16 protein-coding genes are annotated in these 19,981 nt (G+C 45.6%); 7 read left to right on the forward strand and 9 right to left on the reverse strand.

The window, feature by feature from the left end; all coding sequences use genetic code 11:
• The first annotated feature begins 3 nt into the window (after positions 1-3).
• Together ASG89_RS00930 and ASG89_RS00935 are read left to right on the forward strand one after the other, a co-directional pair.
• Entirely contained in the window at positions 4-1,767 is a 1,764-nt protein-coding gene (locus ASG89_RS00930) for a sensor histidine kinase (RefSeq protein ID WP_057308424.1), read from the forward strand.
• A complete protein-coding gene (locus ASG89_RS00935; protein WP_057308425.1) occupies positions 1,742-3,349 on the forward strand; it encodes a response regulator in 1,608 nt (535 codons plus the stop codon). Before ASG89_RS00930 ends, ASG89_RS00935 begins: the two co-directional genes overlap by 26 nt.
• Positions 3,350-3,401: 52 nt before the next feature.
• On the opposite strand, the gene ASG89_RS00940 is transcribed toward ASG89_RS00935, so the two are convergent.
• The 9 genes from ASG89_RS00940 to ASG89_RS00980 form a co-directional block, all read right to left on the reverse strand.
• Complete coding sequence (locus tag ASG89_RS00940) at positions 3,402-5,024, reverse strand: right-handed parallel beta-helix repeat-containing protein (protein WP_057308426.1); 1,623 nt, start codon at positions 5,022-5,024, stop codon at positions 3,402-3,404.
• A gap of 267 nt (positions 5,025-5,291) precedes the next feature.
• Positions 5,292-7,001 (reverse strand): adenine deaminase C-terminal domain-containing protein, encoded by a 1,710-nt coding sequence (locus ASG89_RS00945; protein WP_057308427.1) that lies wholly within the window; start codon positions 6,999-7,001, stop codon positions 5,292-5,294.
• 21 nt (positions 7,002-7,022) lie between these two features.
• Entirely contained in the window at positions 7,023-8,084 is a 1,062-nt protein-coding gene (locus tag ASG89_RS00950; RefSeq protein WP_057308428.1) for an ABC transporter ATP-binding protein, read from the reverse strand.
• A gap of 15 nt (positions 8,085-8,099) precedes the next feature.
• The gene (locus ASG89_RS00955) at positions 8,100-8,888 is read right to left on the reverse strand and encodes an ABC transporter permease (RefSeq protein ID WP_057308429.1); all 789 of its coding nucleotides are present in this window, start codon (positions 8,886-8,888) and stop codon (positions 8,100-8,102) included.
• 4 nt (positions 8,889-8,892) lie between these two features.
• The gene (locus ASG89_RS00960; protein WP_057308430.1) at positions 8,893-9,714 is read right to left on the reverse strand and encodes an ABC transporter permease; all 822 of its coding nucleotides are present in this window, start codon (positions 9,712-9,714) and stop codon (positions 8,893-8,895) included.
• A 27-nt stretch (positions 9,715-9,741) separates the two neighbouring features.
• Positions 9,742-10,674, reverse strand: a complete 933-nt coding sequence (locus ASG89_RS00965) for a nucleoside hydrolase (RefSeq protein WP_057308431.1) — start codon at positions 10,672-10,674, stop codon at positions 9,742-9,744.
• A 69-nt stretch (positions 10,675-10,743) separates the two neighbouring features.
• Positions 10,744-11,850 (reverse strand): ABC transporter substrate-binding protein, encoded by a 1,107-nt coding sequence (locus ASG89_RS00970; RefSeq protein WP_057308432.1) that lies wholly within the window; start codon positions 11,848-11,850, stop codon positions 10,744-10,746.
• 246 nt (positions 11,851-12,096) lie between these two features.
• On the reverse strand, positions 12,097-12,444 hold the full coding sequence (locus tag ASG89_RS00975; RefSeq protein WP_056619026.1) for a hypothetical protein: 348 nt from the start codon (positions 12,442-12,444) through the stop codon (positions 12,097-12,099).
• Between the two features lie 577 nt (positions 12,445-13,021).
• Entirely contained in the window at positions 13,022-13,414 is a 393-nt protein-coding gene (locus ASG89_RS00980) for an ATP-binding cassette domain-containing protein (protein WP_414813229.1), read from the reverse strand.
• 177 nt (positions 13,415-13,591) lie between these two features.
• Here ASG89_RS00980 and ASG89_RS00985 point away from each other — a divergent pair, with 177 nt between their 5' ends.
• The 5 genes from ASG89_RS00985 to ASG89_RS01005 all read left to right on the forward strand — a co-directional run bounded on the left by ASG89_RS00985 (position 13,592) and on the right by ASG89_RS01005 (position 19,924).
• Positions 13,592-14,362: a sugar phosphate isomerase/epimerase family protein gene (locus ASG89_RS00985; RefSeq protein ID WP_057308434.1), complete on the forward strand. Its 771-nt coding sequence runs from the start codon at positions 13,592-13,594 to the stop codon at positions 14,360-14,362.
• A gap of 1 nt (position 14,363) precedes the next feature.
• On the forward strand, positions 14,364-15,446 hold the full coding sequence (locus ASG89_RS00990) for a Gfo/Idh/MocA family protein (RefSeq protein WP_057308435.1): 1,083 nt from the start codon (positions 14,364-14,366) through the stop codon (positions 15,444-15,446).
• Positions 15,447-15,603: 157 nt separating this feature from the next.
• Complete coding sequence (locus ASG89_RS00995) at positions 15,604-16,425, forward strand: AraC family transcriptional regulator (protein WP_162259662.1); 822 nt, start codon at positions 15,604-15,606, stop codon at positions 16,423-16,425.
• A 162-nt stretch (positions 16,426-16,587) separates the two neighbouring features.
• Entirely contained in the window at positions 16,588-18,141 is a 1,554-nt protein-coding gene (locus ASG89_RS01000; RefSeq protein WP_057308436.1) for a response regulator, read from the forward strand.
• Positions 18,134-19,924, forward strand: coding sequence for a sensor histidine kinase (locus ASG89_RS01005; RefSeq protein ID WP_057308437.1), 1,791 nt, complete (start codon positions 18,134-18,136; stop codon positions 19,922-19,924). Before ASG89_RS01000 ends, ASG89_RS01005 begins: the two co-directional genes overlap by 8 nt.
• The last annotated feature ends 57 nt before the right edge of the window (positions 19,925-19,981 follow it).

Raw genomic sequence — 19,981 nt, forward strand, 5'->3', positions numbered from 1 at the left:
TCTATGAAGCGTCGTATCGCAGTCCAAGTGTTCGTTATCTCCTTCTTGCTTGTGGAATCGATAATCGTTTTGTTAGGTTACTGGTATTATCGGCATTCTTCCGATTCCTTGCTGGAGGCGCAGTATGAATACGCCGATCAGATTGCTAACAAATCCAACGATTATTTAAATGTTACACTCGAAAATATTCGAAATTTATTCATTACCGTAGGTACTGACAGTCGTTTCCAACAAGGCTCAAGCGAGGAAATCATTCGCTGGTTTAACAACAGTCTGCTGCCTTATATGCCCAATGTGTACAATATTCATTTGCTTGAACAAGGTAAGATGGCTGCCAGCACTTCTTATGTGCAATGGGCACTTTTGGATACACCTACACTTTCCAAGGAACTAGCGCAAATTAAGCTAAGTGGAATCGTGTATTGGATCGGCCCTTACTTTTCACTGCCTTCCAACTATACCGTGACGGCTGCCATGAAGCTTCCTTCTACGGACGGTGACAAAATCATACTGCTCGATCTCTATCTAGCTAAGCTCTATGAATCCTTGCAGTCACAATCTTCTAATCGAATCACGGGGGAAATCCTTTTACTTGATCGGTTGCACCGGCCTGTTTTCGGAAGACCGCCTTATTCGCAATACAATGTGTTCAATAAATCGTACCAGCTAATCGGACTCAAAGATGAGTGGTTCGAAGGCGGATGGAAACAATCCGAACAGCAAACCGCTGATGGCCAAAGTCTTGTCCTTACAAGAGTGACCAATCCTGCGCTCGGTTGGGATGTTGTTTGGATACTTGACAAAACAGCACTGCTGAAGCCTTTGCAAAAAACGCTCTCCTTTACCTGGGCACTCGGTTTAGTCTCATTGCTATTATCTATTGCGATGGCTTATACGATATCCATTCTGATTAGTAGACCTATTCGTAAGATTGCCGACTCGATGAATGCTGTCAGTGACGGGCTCTTGGACACCTCCATTCAGCTAAACCGTCAGGATGAACTTGGGCTTCTCGCCAAGCATTTCAACCGGATGACGGCTCATATTCGCGAACTCATTGCTAATCTGAAGCAGTCTGAGAAGCAGAAGCAGATATCTGACTTTCTTGCACTTCAAGCACAGATCAAACCGCACTTTCTATTTAATACGTTGAATTCCATCAGCATGGCTGCCCGCTCCGGCGAATATAACAAGGTTGATCAACTCGTATCGTCCCTGACGACACAACTGGATTACACGTTAAAAACAAGTCCAGGTCCTGTGACATTGCGAGAGGAAATAACAGCATTAGAGAGTTACGTTGATTTGATGCATATCCGATATCCAGGTAAATTTTCCTTTCATATGGATCTTGATCCACTCACTTTAGAGCGGAAGCTGCCGAAGTTCGTGCTGCAACCTTTGGTGGAAAATAGTATTTTTCACGGGCTAGTGCCAGATCATAAAGACGGTGTATTGTTCATAGGCACGACTGTCGGGACAGATGGCTGGGACATCATGATCGAAGATAACGGCAAGGGCATGTCCACTGAGAAAATATCGAAACTAATGGATCGGCTGAATAGCCATTCCGCTAACGGTAAAGAGATTACAGCTGAGGAAAATAAAAATGGACATAGTATTGGTCTTGTCAATGTTCACCGCAGACTTCAAATGATGTACGGAGACCGATATCGTATTCACTTAGAGAGCACGCAGGAAGAAGGCACAAAGCTATTAATCAGATTGGGGGCAGAACCGAATGAAGAGCATCTTGATCGTGGATGACGAGCCGATGGCAAGGCAGTATATTCGTACACAGTTTCCTTGGGCACAATGGGGTTATGTCATCGTTGGCGAGGCCGAGAATGGTGTGGAAGCTTTGGAGAGCTGTCGTTCCATGCAGCCGGACATCGTATTACTTGATATTACAATGCCGCTGATGGATGGATTGGAACTGCTGCATCATTTGAAAAAGGATGTCCCCCATGTGCGCTGCATTATGCTAACCGCTCACCGGGACTTTTCTTTCGCTCAAGAAGCGATTCGCAGTGGCGCAGACGGCTATATTCTAAAGTCTCCAATTGAAGCAGAAGAGCTTAAAACAGCCTTAGCAAAAGCCTGTGAGGAGCTTGAGAAGACGTATCGATTAACGACAAGTGAACAAAGCTATAAAGTGCTAGTACAAAATTATCAGTACCCCCTTCGTCAAAAGTTTTATGAGGATATCCTCTCTTCCTTGCTTGCGAAACCAGAGGAAATCGTAGTCCGCGGGGAGAAGCTTGGTATCGACTTAATTCAGCCCTCTTACATGTTAATGGAATGCTGCGTTGATGAACTTACCAATTTCGAGCAGCGCTATCCGATCAAAGACCGATCTTTAATTGAATTCAGTATGCTGGAGATTGTTCGAGAATGTGCACAAGTCGATTTCCCTTGTCGATTCGAGCTGTTCCCTGTTAGCTTCGGACGGTTCATTCTGCTTCTGACAGGCCAACAACCAACGAATAGCAGTATAATAAAGGAAAGTATCATCTTATTTATTCGCAAGCTGTCCACCCCGCTCAAGCAATACTTAAAGTTACGGCTCTTAGTAACTATTAGTCGGCCTTTTACGACTATTTCTTCCCTTCGTTCCGTGTACATGGATACATTGACATATCGCTTGCATCACTTTTACTCGGAAACAGCTGATCCTATGTTCATCGATCAAATTCTGCCTTTCCATGCAATTCCGGATAAGACACTAAGTAGATTGCGTACCCGACTAGAGGAACTAATCAAACATCAAGAAGAACCTGTTTATCAGGAGTGGGCTACGATCGTGCGGAATGAGTTTCTCCTGTATAAGCCCGATCCTTCCACAGCGAAAAATTGGTTGGAGTTACTTGAACAGCTTCATGCTGCTGGGGGCCACGAGATTAATCCCCTCGATCCACTTAATCTGAAGGCTGAGACCTCTTTTCATCGCGCGCTCGAAACTGTGATAGGGCGGTTTATCGAAATTAGGAAACGAAGCACGCAATCGCTTCATTTGCGGCATGAGCTTTCCTCCGCAATTCAGTACATCAAATCTCATTTGAGCGATGATCTCAATGTGGAGTCGATCGCACTCAAGGTAAAGCTGAGCCCGTCTTACTTAGGGCATCTGTTTAAGAAAGAAGTCGGCGTCTCCATCGTAGACTACATTCTGGAGCAGCGCATGGAAACAGCCAAGATCTACTTGCAGACTGGACAATACAGGAATTATGAGTTGGCTTCCAAAGTCGGCTTTCGCAGCTACTCGTATTTCTGTACCTTATTCAAAAAATACTCGGGCATAACGCCTAATGAATACAAGCATTCCCATCAGCCGGTTGTAAATCCTTGATTTATGAGAAAAGGACCTGAAGATTAGCTTCAGGTCCTTTTCTTTATGTATGTTATTCAAATTCAATTGTACCCGTAATGCCTGGACTAACAACCAGGGGCTTATCTATTTGCATGAAGCGATTATTCTTAACCACGACTTCATCAGCGTCGATGGCATGAATACCAATTGTTGAATTCTTGAAGAGATTCCCTGTAATCGTGATCTGTCGATTATGCTTCCCTTCGAAGCCTGCGGATTTAATACCTATGCATCCCTCAGCCCCATATCGCGGGTAAAATCCACAATGATCGAACTCGCAATCCTCAATTCGAATATTCGTAGCATGTCCTCCCTCCGCATGCGTCGGCAGCTCCGCACCAAGCAGTATCCCCGGATTCATCGTGTTACGATACGTACAATTCTTAATCAGGACGTGATCATTCCTGACAAGATGTCCAGCGCCTGCGATGTTGACGAACGCTGAATGTGAGCATGTGTAGCTCTCAGCTTCCCAATAATCGGCTGCACACAGAGATCCTTCCGCGGCATAGTCAGGAATATCTTGCGTGAATTGAATGCGATAGAGATGACCACCGACTCTCTTCCCTTCGTGCGACCAACGGGCAATCTCTCTTTTCTCCATATGCTCACCATTGTAGAATTCAATGTTGCTGCCTGGCTGCAAAGCCGCGAATGTATACTTCCCGAAGAACAGTGCTTCCCGAGTTGAGAGCCTACTTTCAAAGAAAAACCAGTTGCTTTGGATATTTTGACCATCCATTCTAACGCCTTCTACATACATCCCGCTGATTTCAATGTTTCCACCACACTTAAACAGCTTCCAAGCATCTCGTGGTGCAGTAAACAATCTGTTCCCATCCGGTTTGAAAACGACGCGATCTGCAGTAATATGGCGGCAGCTTTCTGCTAGCATGGCAAAGCCATTGGCATTTCTCACACGCAGATTATTCAGCACGAGATGATTACATCTTGCAAAGTACGTTTGGAAATCCGTTTGCGCTCCTTGATGCCAGGAAAGATGCTCGCCAAGTCGAACCTTAGCAGCGACGCTTGCGCTGTTCAGGATTAGCGTCCGTTCACCAATCTGTTTCCAACCTGCGTCAGCGCCACCCCCATAGGTAACACTTTCCCCAATCAGTGCCCCTGTTGCAGGGTCCAATCGGTTCATACAGTAAGTCCCCATTCCCTCGTAGCATGGATTGCCCTCAAATACCTCAACCGTAATCGAATGATCCGTGTGATCTATAACGACTCCAGCGGATGCGTAAGCAGGCTCTCTCGTAAACGCTAGATTCTGAAGTGACAGATGCTCATTATTCTCGCACCAAAGGATGGATGGCAAATACCCATGAATAGCCCCATCATTGAAACCGGCCAGTACGGTTGCAGGTTCGCCGTCTTCTCCGACCGCACCTTGCAGTGTTAAACCGCTAGCGTCCTTAATTGTAAGATGACATTCTTTGGCTAGTTGAGCGCCGCTTCCTGCATCATGCACCATTCCCTCGGTCTGCAGCAGCTTACTGGAAACTAATCGATATCTCCCTGGTTCAAACACGACCCTCTCCGCTCCCACAGCAATAGCCTTATCAATCGCTTCGCGAATGCCTGCTGCGCTGTCCTCATTGGAAGGACGAGTATAATCTTTGACAAAGATACTTTTATCAGAAAACATTAGAAATTCCTCCTTCAATCGGCCAAAGGCTCTCATTATGTCATCATTATAGAGCTTCCATAGGCCACCGAATATGAAGGATTTAACGAAAAAGTTTAAAATATAACAATCTTATTTTTTACCTAACTAAACTCTACTCTTCCATAAATATTCAATACTAATTAAATAACCCCGTAGAAATTAAAAAAGTGAATGTTCACAAAAGTAAACATCCACTAACGAACTCTATTTTCCATTAACGATCTTTATTTTCCTTGATCATTTGCTCTATTGAATAATAAGCGGGACTACCTTGCCCTGATTCACATCGATTAAACCGAAGTCCGTAATTTTCAAAGCCGGACTTACCGGTAAGGAGTGCGTACTGATGGACATGATGGGATTATAATGCTGGTAGCCCAGCGATTCCATAGCTTTGCGGAGCTGTTCCACTTCCTTAGCTACCTGCTCCAGCGGCTCTTCCGTTAAGATGCCGCCCACTGGCAGCCTGAGGTTCGCGATCACTTTGCCGTCTTCCACCACGCTGAAACCGCCTTGATTATTAATCACTTCGTTAGCGGCAAGCTGCATATCGCCGGGATTATGCCCGACAACGAGCAAGTTATGATTGTCGTGGGAGTACGTCGTCGCGATGGCTCCCCGCTTGATCGTATCGCCGCCGATCAGCCCGTAGGCGCGATTGCCATTCTTCCCGTAGCGTTCGAACGTAGCAATGAGTGCGCTGCCGCTTTCCTGCCATAGCAGCTTCCCTTGCCGAACTTCAACCTGAGCGTGCTGTTCTTCTGTAAATGTAGAACCATCCTTCACCATCATCTTGCGGCACGTATAAACAGCGTCAGCTTCTTCTATACTGACAACAAAATCCGTTTCTTTTAAAGGCCCCATCTGCACGCTCTGATAATAATGCGCAGGGAAAGCCGGAGGCTTGATGATTGGTGTATAAGCCTCTTCCACATCGTAAACTTTACGCCCCGCCTTGAAAACCTGCTCAATCGTTAGCTGTTCTAGATTGGAAAGCAGCAGGAAATCGCCTATCTTGCCAGGGGCGATTACCCCGCGGTCATACATCCGCATCCGCTTGGCTGGAGAGAGTGTGCTGGCATAAATGGCCTGCTCGGGCTTCATACCCATGCCGATTGCTTTGCGCACAATATGATTCAAATGCCCGCGGCGCTGGAAGGAGTCAGCCATCACATCATCGGTAACGAAGCAGTAATGCTCGGATACATCATGCTGGATTAAATAAGCCATGACTTCATCCGTCATTGATTTTTCTTGAATTTCGATGAACATACCCGCAGCGATCCGGGCTTCCATGCCCTCAATTGACTGATGCGTATGATCCGAATCGACCCCACTGTAAATCATCCGGTGCAGGTCCAAATCCAACAGCTTAGGCACATGCCCTTCAATAATGAGATGGGGATAGTTGGCACGGACATGGTTGATGATTTGATTTGTTTTGCAATCGGGGTCTGTGATAACATCAACGAAATTCATGATTTCACCCAGGCAGATGATCCGTTCCGTACGCAGCAGCTCGTCCAAATCGGCGATATGAATCTCGCCGCCTGTCGTTTCCATGGATGTCGCTGGAACCGAGCTCGGGATGGCGTAGAACATGTCCGCGATACAATCTGTACTAGCTTTCATAAACTGCTTGACCCCATCCCGCCCGAAGACGTTGGCAATCTCGTGAGGTTCAGGAACAATGGTTGTGACCCCATTACGAATGAGTCCGTAGGAGAACGTTTCCGGCGTCACCATTGTGCTTTCAATATGCAAATGGATATCGATAAGACCTGGAATCATGTAACGGCCGTTTCCGTCTAAACGTTCCGCGGCTTCGAAACTTTCCGTCCCTCTTTTGCCAATATATAAAAATTTACCATCCAGGATGGCTGCGTTGCCATGGATAAATGTTTTAAAATAACTGTTATAAATCTGGACATTCTCAATCAGAACATCAATGCGCATCTGTCTTCACCTCCAAGTCCACTACTCAACGATTACTAATTTCTCACCTGGAAAATAAAGCCGGACCTCTTCCCCATTCACATAGGGAAACTCCATTTCTTTATTCACGGTGAAGGAACCGAGTTCCGTTTCAATCACATACTGATAGCTTCGCCCGAGGAACGTGCTAACCTTGACGCGACCGCTCACGCGATTGGCCCCTGCATCCAGCTCATCCAGCTTTCCCATCACGACATCGTCCGGACGGATAGCTCCTTGCTTGCCTAGCTGTTCGCCTTTACTCGCATGCTTTGTTACAGCGAACATATATTCTTTCACCTTGAGGGCAATCTCTTCCCTGGTATCAAACCGTGACTCGAAGGTGATAAAATTCGTAAACCCGATAAACCGTGCCACGAACTCCGTCTTCGGATATTTGAATATCGTCGCCGGAGCGCCTAACTGCTCAATAATACCTTTGTTCATGATCGCTACTTTATCAGAGATCGAGAAGCACTCTTCCTGATCATGAGACACATACACCGTCGTGATGCCCAGCTCCTGTTGGATACGGCGTATCTCCACGCGCATGTTGACGCGCAGATTCGCGTCGAGATTACTCAGCGGCTCGTCAAAGAGCAGCAGTTCCGGCTCGATGACGAGCGCCCGCGCAATCGCGACGCGCTGTCTTTGACCGCCCGACAGCTCCTTAGGGTAACGCTTCTCGAAGCCGGATAAGCTGACGACATCGAGAATGTGACGCACGCGGCGATCCAGCTCCGCCCCACCCACTTTGCGCAAGCGCAAGCCGAAAGCCACATTATCGTAAATCGACAAATGAGGGAATAACGCATAGCTCTGGAAAACGAAGCCAAAATTGCGTTTATTCACAGGAACACGCGTATAATCTTTTCCATTTAATGAGAAAGTGCCTGATTTCGCCTCGATGAATCCTGCGATAAGTCGCAAGGTCGTTGTTTTCCCGCATCCGCTAGGACCAAGCAGCGAGATCAGGCTCCCTTTTTCAACACTCAAGTTGAAATCCTGCAGAATATAGTGCTGGTCGTAGGCAACCGAAATTTTTTCCAGTGATAGCAATGCCATGGATACAAGCCTCCGTTATCGTTTGGTGAAATAGGATAAACCCATCAACCGTTCAATGATGAACATAAGTACAGCTGTGAACAGCATCAGCAGCACAGAAATAGCAGCAATTGTCGGATCAAAATGATTCTCCACATAAGTCAGCATCTGAATAGGCAACGTACTGACCCCAGGCCCCGTCATAAAGACCGAAATGTCCACATTATTAAAAGATTCCAAGAATGCAATCAAAATTGCCGCAATAATTCCGGATTTGATATTTGGCAGAACGACTTTAAAGAAGGTCTTCAAGTGGCTGCTGCCCAAGCTTAACGCGGCTTCTTCAATTGCAAAATCGAAATTCGATAAGCTTGAAGCAATAACCCGAATAATAAAAGGCAGCATAATGACTGTATGTCCAGCCAGCAGCGCCGCATATATCGGTAGGTGGTACACCACGATCAGGTACTTGAGCATTGTAAAACCAAGCACAATACCAGGAATTAGCACAGGTGAAATGAAGATCGCATTGAGCGCTTCCTTCCCTTTGAACGTAAACCGACTTAATGCGTAAGCGGCAGGAATCCCCAGGAGCAACGCAAATAAATTACCGAGCAGCGATACGATTATGGAAGTGCTGAACGTCGACATGAACATCTTGACGTCCAGGATGTTACGGTACCATTTTAAAGAGAAGCCTGTCGGCGGGAATTTCAAGATACTCCCTGGCTCAAATGATGCAAATGCAATAATGATGAGCGGCCCGAGCAAAAATAGATAGACAAGAAGCGTAAATACGGCCAGCCCTCGGTTCTTCTCCCGCATATTTCTACCCCTTCGGATTCAATTTAACAGCCAGTTTATTCATCAGCGCGATGACCACAAAAGTAATCACGATCATAATTACCGCAATAACGGAGGCGAGGTACCAATCATTCAGCGTAATCGCGTTCTGATATAGGAATGTGGAGATAACCCGCTGCTTGCCTCCGAGCAAAGCTGGTGTCGTATAGGCCGTCAGACTGCCCACGAAGACTAGAATACTTCCTATGATTAATCCGGGTACGCTAAGCGGCACGATGACTTTGACGAAAGCCGTGAAGCGACCCGCTCCCAAGCTTTCCGCCGCTTTCAGCAGATCCGGATCTATATTCTCAAGAACACCGACCAAGGTAATAATAATGAGCGGCAGGAATAAATGGACCAGACCGATCATCATCGCAGCAGGCGTGTACAAGATATCGAGCGGTTCCTTGATCAAGCCAATGGCGATCAGCGCGTTATTCAGCAGCCCTTTTTTGCCCAAAATAATCATCCAACTGAACGACCTAACAACAGAGCTGGTGAGTAGTGGGAAAATCGCTAAGGCAAGCAGAATCGCCTTCTGCCTTGGGCTTTGCTTGGAGATGAAATAGGCAACCGGGAAGCCCACCAGGATGCATAGCAAGGTTGTGACCACACTAACACGCAGGGTCGTCCATAAAATTTTCAGAAAGTAAGGGTCCTTGAAGAAACTCCAGTAACCGGCTAATGTGAAGCTGCCTTTATTGAAAAAGGTTGAACCTATCGTAAGAAGGATCGGAACCACCATGAAAACCGTCAGGAACAGTAATCCCGGCAGCAATAGTAAATATAAATACGTTTTTTTCATGTAGCTTTACTCCTGTTCCTGGGTTCGCTAGGCGCGCAGTGCGCAGATAAATTGGTCGAGAAAGGCCTCGGCGGACACTTCCATACACACATGGACGTTAGCAGGCTTGGCTAATCGGTTCTGGAAATCACAGACCGTTTGCCCGTCGCACAGCTCACTTCGGGTTTCTACATCTACGTAATAATGGCGAGTGGTAACCAGCTCTTTATTCAGCGCCACCCCGACTGCAAGCGGGTCGTGAAGGGCGCAAGCCCGCACACCATTGCGCTCTTGATAACGCTGCATGTAATCTGCTGTGCTTTCCTTGACATAGCGGCCAATCGGCGTATCTCCGAGCGAGCGGATATGTTCTTCTGTCAGCAGCGCCTTCCGGGTCACATCCAAGCCTACGAGCGTTATGGCCGGGAATCCCGCATGCAGCACGATCTTCGCTGCTTCTGGATCGACGTACATGTTATACTCCGCTGTCGGCGTCACATTACCGAAACCTTGGACAACGCCGCCCATTACAACCACTTCGCGGACCTGATGAATCAAGTCCGGATATTTCATAACGGCCATGGCCAGATTCGTCAGCGGCGCGGTCATAATAAGCGTGACTTCACCTGCGTGCTGCTTCACTTGCTCGATGATGAAATCGACCGCATGTCCAGCAGTCGCCTGCGTGTGCACCGGCATATCACTTAAGGCTCCGCCAAGTCCGTCCTTGCCGTGAACGCGATGCTCAAAATAAGTCGTGCGCAGCAGAGGCTTATTCGCCCCTTTAATAACCGGAATCTGCTGTTCCATTCCCAGCAGCTGCAGAACTTTGCAGGTATTCAAGGTAGCTTGGTCAAGTGACACATTGCCGTTCACCGTAGTGATACCTAGCACTTCCATATCCCCACTGCCAACCGCCAGCAAAATGCCCAGCGCATCGTCTATGCCTGTATCAACATCAAGGATGACCTTCTTTGTCATGATAAACCCCCTTCCATTTCATACAGACAAGGGTATATCCACAAACATATACCCTTGTTCAATCTTCAACTATTGAGTGACTTCTTTATTCCAGCGGTCAATCCAACCTTTAAGGTTTTGATTCACGAATTTCATGTCCAATTTGCGAAGCTTGCTCACGACTTCTGTTCCATAAGTAATACCTTGCGCCTCATCTGCCGAGAGCTGAAGTGTCGTATTCACAGGTGAATCGATTTTGGCTTTCGCTGATTTTTCTTGTACTTCTTTGCTCAAATGCCAGTTGATAAAATCTTCAGCCAACTGCTTATTTTTACTTCCTTTGATCACATTAACTGTATTCATGACAGCGTATGCCCCTTCAGTCGGGGAAACAAACTTGGTTTCCGGCACAGCCGTTTTCAAATCCTTCACATACATTTCCATGATTGGCCCAGCTGCAATTTCCCCTTGCGCGAACATGTTCACGAATTCGGAAGTTTGGCCGTAGTATTTGACGACGCCTTTATTTAGTTCTTTCACCTTGGCGAAAGCTTGATCCGCATTGAACGTTGTGTTGCCTGCAACGACCGATGCCGCATCAAGGATCATTGGACCTGTTGTCGACGTGATGTTTGGCAATGTCAGTTTCTTCGCAAGCTCAGGACTCCATAAGTCGCTCCACGACTTGATTTCTTTACTTGTTGCCTTCGGATTATAGGCGATTCCCAACCGACCAATCGTGTAGGCAGGACCATAGTCTTCGCCAAGCGGAGCCTTTGCCAAATCGTAGATATCTTTCAAATTCGGAATACGGCTGCGATCAATCTTATCAAAGAGTCCAGCTTCAATACCTTGCTGCGCATAGTAATCGGATAAATAGATGAGATCCACTTTGGAACTGCTGCCTTGCTTCACTTTGTTCAGACGTTCGGAATTGTTGCCAATCTCCAGAACGATCTTGACGTTATGCTCTTTCTCAAATGGCGCGTAAACTTCCTTCTTAAAGAAATCATCCGAGAAGCCCCATGTAGAAATGACTAATTCGGTAGGCGCTCCTTTGGCTGTTGACGTCGGTGCCGTTGAAGCTGGACTTGCGCTTGCAGTCCCCTGATCTTTGGACGGCGCTGCGCCGCATCCTGTTAGAGCCAGTCCCACCACGGACAGCGAAATAAGACTTTGAAGCATTCTTTTTTTCATCACTAATAACCTCCCAAGTTTGTATATCTATATTTTGAAGCGTGAATCCCTTGTCAATTTTTACTAGTATGCTACCCTAGACCTCATATCTATGCGCAAAAGCAATAATAAACAGAAAAGTGCCCTTGATAGAAGAAATCTTCTAATCAAGAGCACTTTTCATCGTAAACAATGTAAAGAGACATCTACGGATATTCATGCGGTTTCCACTTAAGATAGATCAAAAGTGAAACACCATGGTCTGAGCTATTCGGTTTGTTTAAGAATGATGTTCGTAATTGCCCATTGCGTTGGCGGATCATAATCTCTTAATACCGCATCCATCGATAATCCCATCTCTTGTTCCAACTTCTCGCGGATTCTTTTCTTATATATCGATGACATATAGAAATCCACTTCGTGTTTCAAAGTCGGCGCCTCGCCTTCAAGCGCGGTAGAACGAGGGGAACGACGATGCTTTGCATGAAAAGTAATAATGTTCTGATCCAGCGATACCTTGAGCAAAGTGGTTCCAAAGCCGAACAATTCTTTAGAAATCTCGTTATATAGGTGACACAGCTTCTTCTTGTACTCATTAGAATCTGATTGGGACATTGCAATCACCTTCAAGAACGATTATTGACTTCTACGCTTTCAAATCTACCTTAATAATACATAGGATTCCTGAATTAATCAAGCCAATCGTTCGCCTTTTTATCTATATTGACCAATGATAAAGAGTACATCACTTAGAAATATGCCGATTTCCCGAAATATCTCTCATGCTTTGTAAGAATTAACAGGGATTGCCCGATTCAATTGGATTCTGTATGCAGTCCTATAATCTCATTTCTTTATCTCTATCTACCCAACGGGGACCCTCCATAAAAATAACCTTTCATTCTTACAAACGTTAGAATCTCTCTAGAAGTTACCTTTCAGCAACTAGACGAATTGGCTTACCTTGATCGATCTTTTAAGTAAATGTGCCAAGCTTGGCTACGCAACAAGCCAGTTCAATCTTGAATTTGTACAGGACACTTCATGGCACTTATTAAATAGGAATATCTTTTTCAAACAAAACCTCATTAGAAGATACTGCTCCATATTTTTAATGAGTCTCTAACCAAAAAGTTGATCAAAAACTACTTTCACCTTTAACTACTATTACTCATTATGTTTATTTCCAATCTCAATGCAACAACCGCCAATCCCGAAATCTTACAACCCGCTTCGACTGCTCCGCAGCTTGTAGATCATGCGTAATCACAATAATTGTCCTGCCCTGCTCGTTCAATCGCCTGAAAATATCCATGATCTCCGCGCCGGTCTTTGAATCCAGCGCTCCCGTTGGCTCATCCGCCAATATAATTGGTGGATCACCCGCCAACGTTCGTGCAATGGCTACGCGCTGCTGTTGCCCACCCGATAGCTCACGAACGCGAATGCCGAGCTCCTTAGCAATCTCCCGCTGCGTCCGCTCTTCCCCACCGAGCTCCAACCCGAACCTTCCGACTACGACTTCTTTCTCCCGGTCGTCCAGTATTTCCAGATTGCGATATATCTTCGACTTCTCGATCTTCAAGAAGATGAGTTGCCGATGCAGTCCCATCCAATATAGTTTTCCGATAGTTCAATGATAAAATTCGAAACTTAATCATATTGTTCATGTTTCAATGACATCCTTCATTTAATGGCAAGATCGTTCATCTTATAATGAATCAGTAATGAACAATCTGTATGAAATGTGAGGTAACCTTTTATGAAGAAAATGGGAATAGGCCTGCAATTATACACACTTCGGGATGAAATGGCACAAGACACCGCAACGGTTTTGCAAAAGGTGGCCGAGATGGGTTATGAGGGTGTGGAGTTTGCAGGTTATTACGATTATAGCCCTGAACAATTAAAGAATTTGCTTACCAGCTTGTCACTGCAAGCCATTGGCAGCCATGTAAACATGGATCGACTGCGGAACCATTTGGAAGAAGAAATTGCAATGAATGTTGCCATCGGCAGTCGTTATGTCGTCTGTCCAGGAATCAATCTGGAAGAGCGACAGGCACTTCCCGAAACTATTGCTTTTTTTAACAAGTGCAGCGAACAGTTTAGAAGACATGGCATCGCCTTTGGCTTTCATAATCACTATGTTGAATTCACTGAACCTTATGGGGATCAGCTTTGGTTTGACGCCTTTTTCGGTAGTACGTCCCCGGAGAATATAAAGAGCGAGCTCGATGTTTGTTGGGTACATAATGCTGGCTGCGACCCTATTGCTTATCTCGACAAATATGCCGGACGTGTCCCATTAGTTCATTTGAAGGACATTCGCAAGTTCGACGATGGCACTTATCAAACGTTGGAACTGGGGAGCGGCGAAATGAATTTACCAGCCATCATTGCGGCAGCAGAACAAGCCGGAACAGAATGGCTCATCGTCGAACAAGACGATTGCAACTTGCCTGGGTTAGAAAGTGTACAGATAAGTATGAATTGGCTAAGTCAAAATTATACGTTTATGGAGGTCATTTAAGATGGCGAACAAACTGCAAGGGGCAATCATTGGTTGCGGGGGAATTGCGATTGAGAAATATTTACCTGCACTTTCCAAACTGAAGGACCTAGAACTGGTCGCCTTCTGCGATATTGTTGTTGAGAAAGCAGAAAAAGCAGCGGCAGCTTACGGTTCTGCTGAGGTAAATACATTTTACGATTATAGAGAAGTCCTTGCAAATCCCGACATTGATGTGATCTATGTATGTACACCGAACGATTCACATGCGGAGATCTCTATTGCGGCCATGGAGTCAGGCAAGCATGTCATGTGTGAGAAACCAATGGCCAAAACTGCTGCAGAAGCACAAGCCATGGTGGATGCTGCCAAACGTACCGGCAAAAAGCTCTCGATTGGTTACCAGAATAATTTCCGACCAGACAGCCGCTATTTACAACAAATTTGCGATAATGGCGAGCTCGGGGACATTTATTTTGCCAAGGCTCACGCGATACGCAGACGTGCTGTTCCAACTTGGGGTGTCTTTTTAGATCAAGAGAAACAGGGTGGCGGCCCACTTATTGATATCGGTAGCCATGCGTTAGATTTAACACTTCGGATGATGAACAATTACGCACCAAAATGTGTGTTGGGCAAGGCCTATCACCAACTTAGCCGTAAAGAAAACGCAGCAAATGTCTGGGGACCGTGGGATCCGAATAAATTTACGGTGGAGGATTCTGCTTTCGGCTTTATCACGATGCAGAACGGTGCGACAGTTATCCTCGAATCCAGTTGGGCTCTAAACTCACTTGACACTTTAGAGGCAAAAACGACGCTTTGCGGTACGGAAGGCGGCGCGGACATGCGTGACGGACTCCGCATTAACAGCGAGAAGCTGGGAAGAATGACTACGACCACCATCGATCTGAGCGCGGGAGGCGTTGCTTTTTTTGAAGGCAAAGAAGAGAGTTCAAGCGATCTGGAAGCGCGGTTGTGGCTCGAGTGCATCCTTCATGATACCGAACCGTTGGTAAAACCGGAGCAAGCGTTGGTTGTCACGCAAATCCTAGAAGCAATCTATGAGTCTTCGAGGACTGGCAAAGCCATTTATTTTGAATAACCTTATGAGGCAAGCATAGGCACGATCATGAGCCGCCCTGTTCAAGGGAGGCCACGGTTGTTTAAAGAAAATTGAGCGTACAATTGGCTGGAATTTTTGTATAATTATGAAATAGACACGAAACATGAACAATTTGCGCAGTCAAAGGAGAAAGCTGATGATGCATGGGCGTCAGGATAAGTTGCGAGCTGAATCAATTGATGTAGCTATGGCACACCATAAGAAGCGTCACAGGTTTCCTTCTGAGTTTTTAACCACGTACATCATTAGATTGCAGACAAGCGGTTCCTGCGAGGCGTTGATTGATAACGAATACGTTGTGATTGAACCTGGAGATCTGCTTATGTTTCGTCCTGGTGATAAGTATGAACTTATCTTGAAAAATAACAGCATCGATTACTATGTGATTTGCAATGGCACATGGATCGACCAATGGTGGGACAATTTCAACCCTCCAAACAAGTCAACCATACCTGTTGACGATGATCTGCTGAAACTGTGGAAACAGTTGGCTAAGGAAACGTTGCGGAGGAATGGTAATCTCCATGAAGTAACTGATTATTTATTGCGTGTCTTTTGCTTGACTTTACAGCGCCTGCATGAAACTGCCGGCATGGGCAAAACATTAAGTCCGTCCTACATCGCCTATCAAATCAAAACATTCATCGATCAACATGCAACAGATGAACTCACCCTGAAGCAAATCGCCAAACATGCGGGAATTAGCGTTTCCAGAGCTGTCCATTTGTTTAAAAGCAATTTTGGTCAATCCATAATGAGCTATGCCATTGAAGTCCGTCTTACGGTTGCGTGTGAACGCATTCGTTTCAGCGTCATGTCGCTGGATTATGTCGCAAAGTCATGCGGTTTCAATAGTTATACCTACTTTCATCGACAATTTCGCATGCATTTCGGACTATCGCCCCGGCAATATCGTGAAGAACAAAAGAAACGTTCAAAACTTAGCATGGAACCATAAAAAGATCGCTCTTCACTTGCAAAGAGAGTCGATTTGACTAAAGCGCTACCCATGACCCCTTTAAACTTTCGATTATATGTCTGAAATTAAGATTCCGTTTTGAATCCGAATGAAACATACTATAATGAAACTATCTACTAATGTGTGTACTGGAGGGTCATCATGAAGCTTTTACTTGTGGAAGACGAACAGTTGATTCGCAAAGGGATTCTGATGAAGACCGACTGGCAGCAATGCGGAATCAATGAAGTGATGCAAGCGGAAGATGGCCGTGATGCCGTGCGGATTGCTAAGCAGTTCCGCCCCGACATTCTGCTAACAGATATCCGTATGCCCCATTTGGATGGTATTGAATCTGCGCGCAGCATTCGGGAGTTTTGTCCGAAGGTCCACATCATCTTCATGAGCGGCTTCTCGGACAAGGAGTATTTGAAAGCCGCTATCTCGTTACAAGCGGTTCATTATGTAGAAAAGCCGATCCATCCAGATGAGCTGCACGAAGCGATCCGCACCGCTTCCAAGATGGTCCAGAACGATCTGCTAACCGACATGGGAGAGGAAGAAAGTATGCCTCTCATTAAACGGGAAATAGCCGCTCTACTCTGTTCTCCTGTGTATCTATCGGATAAGCTTGCACGCTTGTTCTCATTAATCGCTTCTCAGTTTCCGCGCGCTAATCCCTGTGTGAGCTCCGTTCTCAATTGGCATCGTGCCATCGAACAGCCAGATAAGCTTATACAAGAACTCGAGGATGCCGCACAGATGGCAGAGTTGGATTGCTTTAGTATGTTAAAAGATAATCATCATGTCGTCATCCATTTGATCTCCCGTTCGGAGCAAGAAATACCTTTTAACGATATACTTCAACGGTGGATCAAGCAAATATCCCTTCGTTTACCCAGTCTTCCTGGCTTTCATTTGGCGGTTGGCCATCAAGTCCATGGAATGGATCAGCTGTATTCTTCCTATCTATCTGCGGTGATGAATCTTCAAAAGGGCTTTTATCAGCCACCGAACTCCATCCTATGGGAGTCTACTAACCATTCCCACACAGATGCGTTCTTTTTTGACGATAAGCGTATCGCGACCTTTGCCCTTTTGCTTCAACAAGATGAAGCCTATCAGGCAAAGAATTGGCTGGCGAATTTGACGCAAGAGATCCGTAAGTATCCGGATACATCTGTAACTTATACGAAAGGAATCTATTTGCAGCTCTATCAAACCGTACTGCAAGTCGGCAAAGAAAGCAGCATACCTCCATTCAAGCAGGAAACAGCGGTAGGTAAGTACGTGGAGCGTTTGTACGCTTGTCAGACATTGGACGACTTAAATCAGCTGCTGAATGATGAACTCACTGTTCTTTTTGATTATTTGGAAACGCGAAAGGGTAACTCGATCATCCGTCATGTGACGCAATATATTGAGCGAAACTACCGGAATCGCCAGCTTTCCTTGGCCGAAATCAGCGAATATGTAGGAGTGACCATTCCTCATTTGTGTTTCGTTTTTAAGGAAGGCACCGGCGTGACAATTAAACATTTCCTTTCGGAATATCGAATTGATCGGGCGAAGGAACTTTTGGCCAACAGGGATCTCAAGCTGTTTGATATTGCGCTGCAGGTGGGTTATGGGGACGGGGAATATTTTAGCAAGATATTTAAAAAAGTAACTGGCCTGCAACCTTCAGAATACAGGAAGAGGATCGCTGATGTTTAATTCCTTCAATCGCATTCTCCTTAAGCTACGACTAAAGCAAAAACTGTTGCTGTCCTATCTGCTGCTTATCCTGCTTCCAATACTCTACCTTCAGTTCTATGCTTCCGGTAAAGTGACGGGCATCATACAGGAAATGGTCAATTTTTCGCTCAATCAAAGTTTTAACCAAACTCATTCCTTTCTTTCCTATAAATTAAAACGGATGACCGATGTTTCAGATATTATTGCCTTGGACGAGCAGAATATGACCCGTATCCTAACGCGTAACGTAAACGATTACAATATCCATGATCAATTGCAAGATGGAAACATAATGAGGCAATTCATCACTTCCTTCCGTGACAGTACCGATGTAAGCGAAGTCCGGCTCTATCTGCCAAAAGGGTTTCTATTCGCCGATGAGGGCAGCAACATGTTGCGTCTGGATGATGTCCAGAACTCGACATGGTATAAGAACTTGGTCAACGCCAGAGTAAAGCTCATGTGGTTTTCTTCGCATGATTATTCAACCCTAGCTGGTGATGGGCGTCCGGTCATCTCCCTTATCCGACTCATTCGCCATCCCAATCACTATAATGATACAATTGGTGTTCTAAGATTGGACATGGATGAACGGAATCTGAAAGAAATCGTTTCGCGTGCCAACACCGTTAAGAATAGTTTAACTTATTTACAGAGCAGCGATGGCCTCATTCTAATTGCTTCGGATCAACTGCTCATGAAGCAATATTTTCTCGCTGATGGCTCTGCACCTATACGATCACAGCATTCAAGCGCCAGTTATAAGCAGATCATTAACGGCAGAGAGCTTGAATTCCTTCAGCTGCCCATACCGCAAACAGACCTGACCATGGTTACTGTTATTCCCACTCAGGAGATCGTGTCTAGAAGCACACGCCTTCAGAAAGAGCTCCTTGCCAGCTTGCTCGTAGTCGCACTGCTAGCGATCGGGCTTGCACAATATATTTCCCTTCATATGACTAGACGGATTACACATTTGAGTCAAAAGATGAAAGCAATGGAAGCTGGACTCCTAGAACCTATCATTAAGCCGTCAGGGGAAGATGAGATCGGAGAGCTCATCCAAAGCTATAACTACATGTCGAAACAACTAGCTTTGTTAAAGGATGTTGAAGTAAAGGCAATTAAATCGGAATTGAAGGCCCTTCAATCCCAGATCAATCCCCACTTCTTATACAATACGCTAGATCAGATCAATTGGATGGCTCAATTCGGAATGAATGACCAAATCCCCGCTCTTGTGCATTCTTTAGCTGGATACTACAAACTTACTTTGAGCAATGGACAGGACATCATTACAATTGAACACGAACTGAAGCTGGTCGACTATTATGTCCAAATTCAAAATATTCGCTTTGAACAAAGAATCGAATTTATTATGCAGGTCGATGAGGAATTTCTACAAGGACTCATTCCTAAGCTAACGCTTCAGCCCATCATCGAGAATGCCATTCTACATGGAATATTGAAAAGTGAGAATCGAGAGGGGATCATTACGGTAACTTGCGAACGCCAAGCTGATCAGATCGTTCTGTCTGTCGTTGACGATGGGGTTGGTATGGACGGAACACACCTGGAAGCACTCCAATTAGGCAGTAAGATGATCAATCCGAACGGAAGCGGTTACGGGATTCGTAACGTACAGGAACGGATTAAATTGTACTATGGGGAAGCCTTCGGATTGCAGTTCTTCAGTTCACCTGGAGATGGGATGATTGTTGAAGTGCATATCCCGTTAATTATGGATTCGGATTCCTTATAAATATTAGACAGGAAACCAATAAGATCGCTCTTCACTTGCTGCGAAAGACACAAGTGA

Origin of the sequence: Paenibacillus sp. Soil766, assembly GCF_001428105.1 — a bacterium.
GTDB lineage: Bacteria > Bacillota > Bacilli > Paenibacillales > NBRC-103111 > Paenibacillus_E.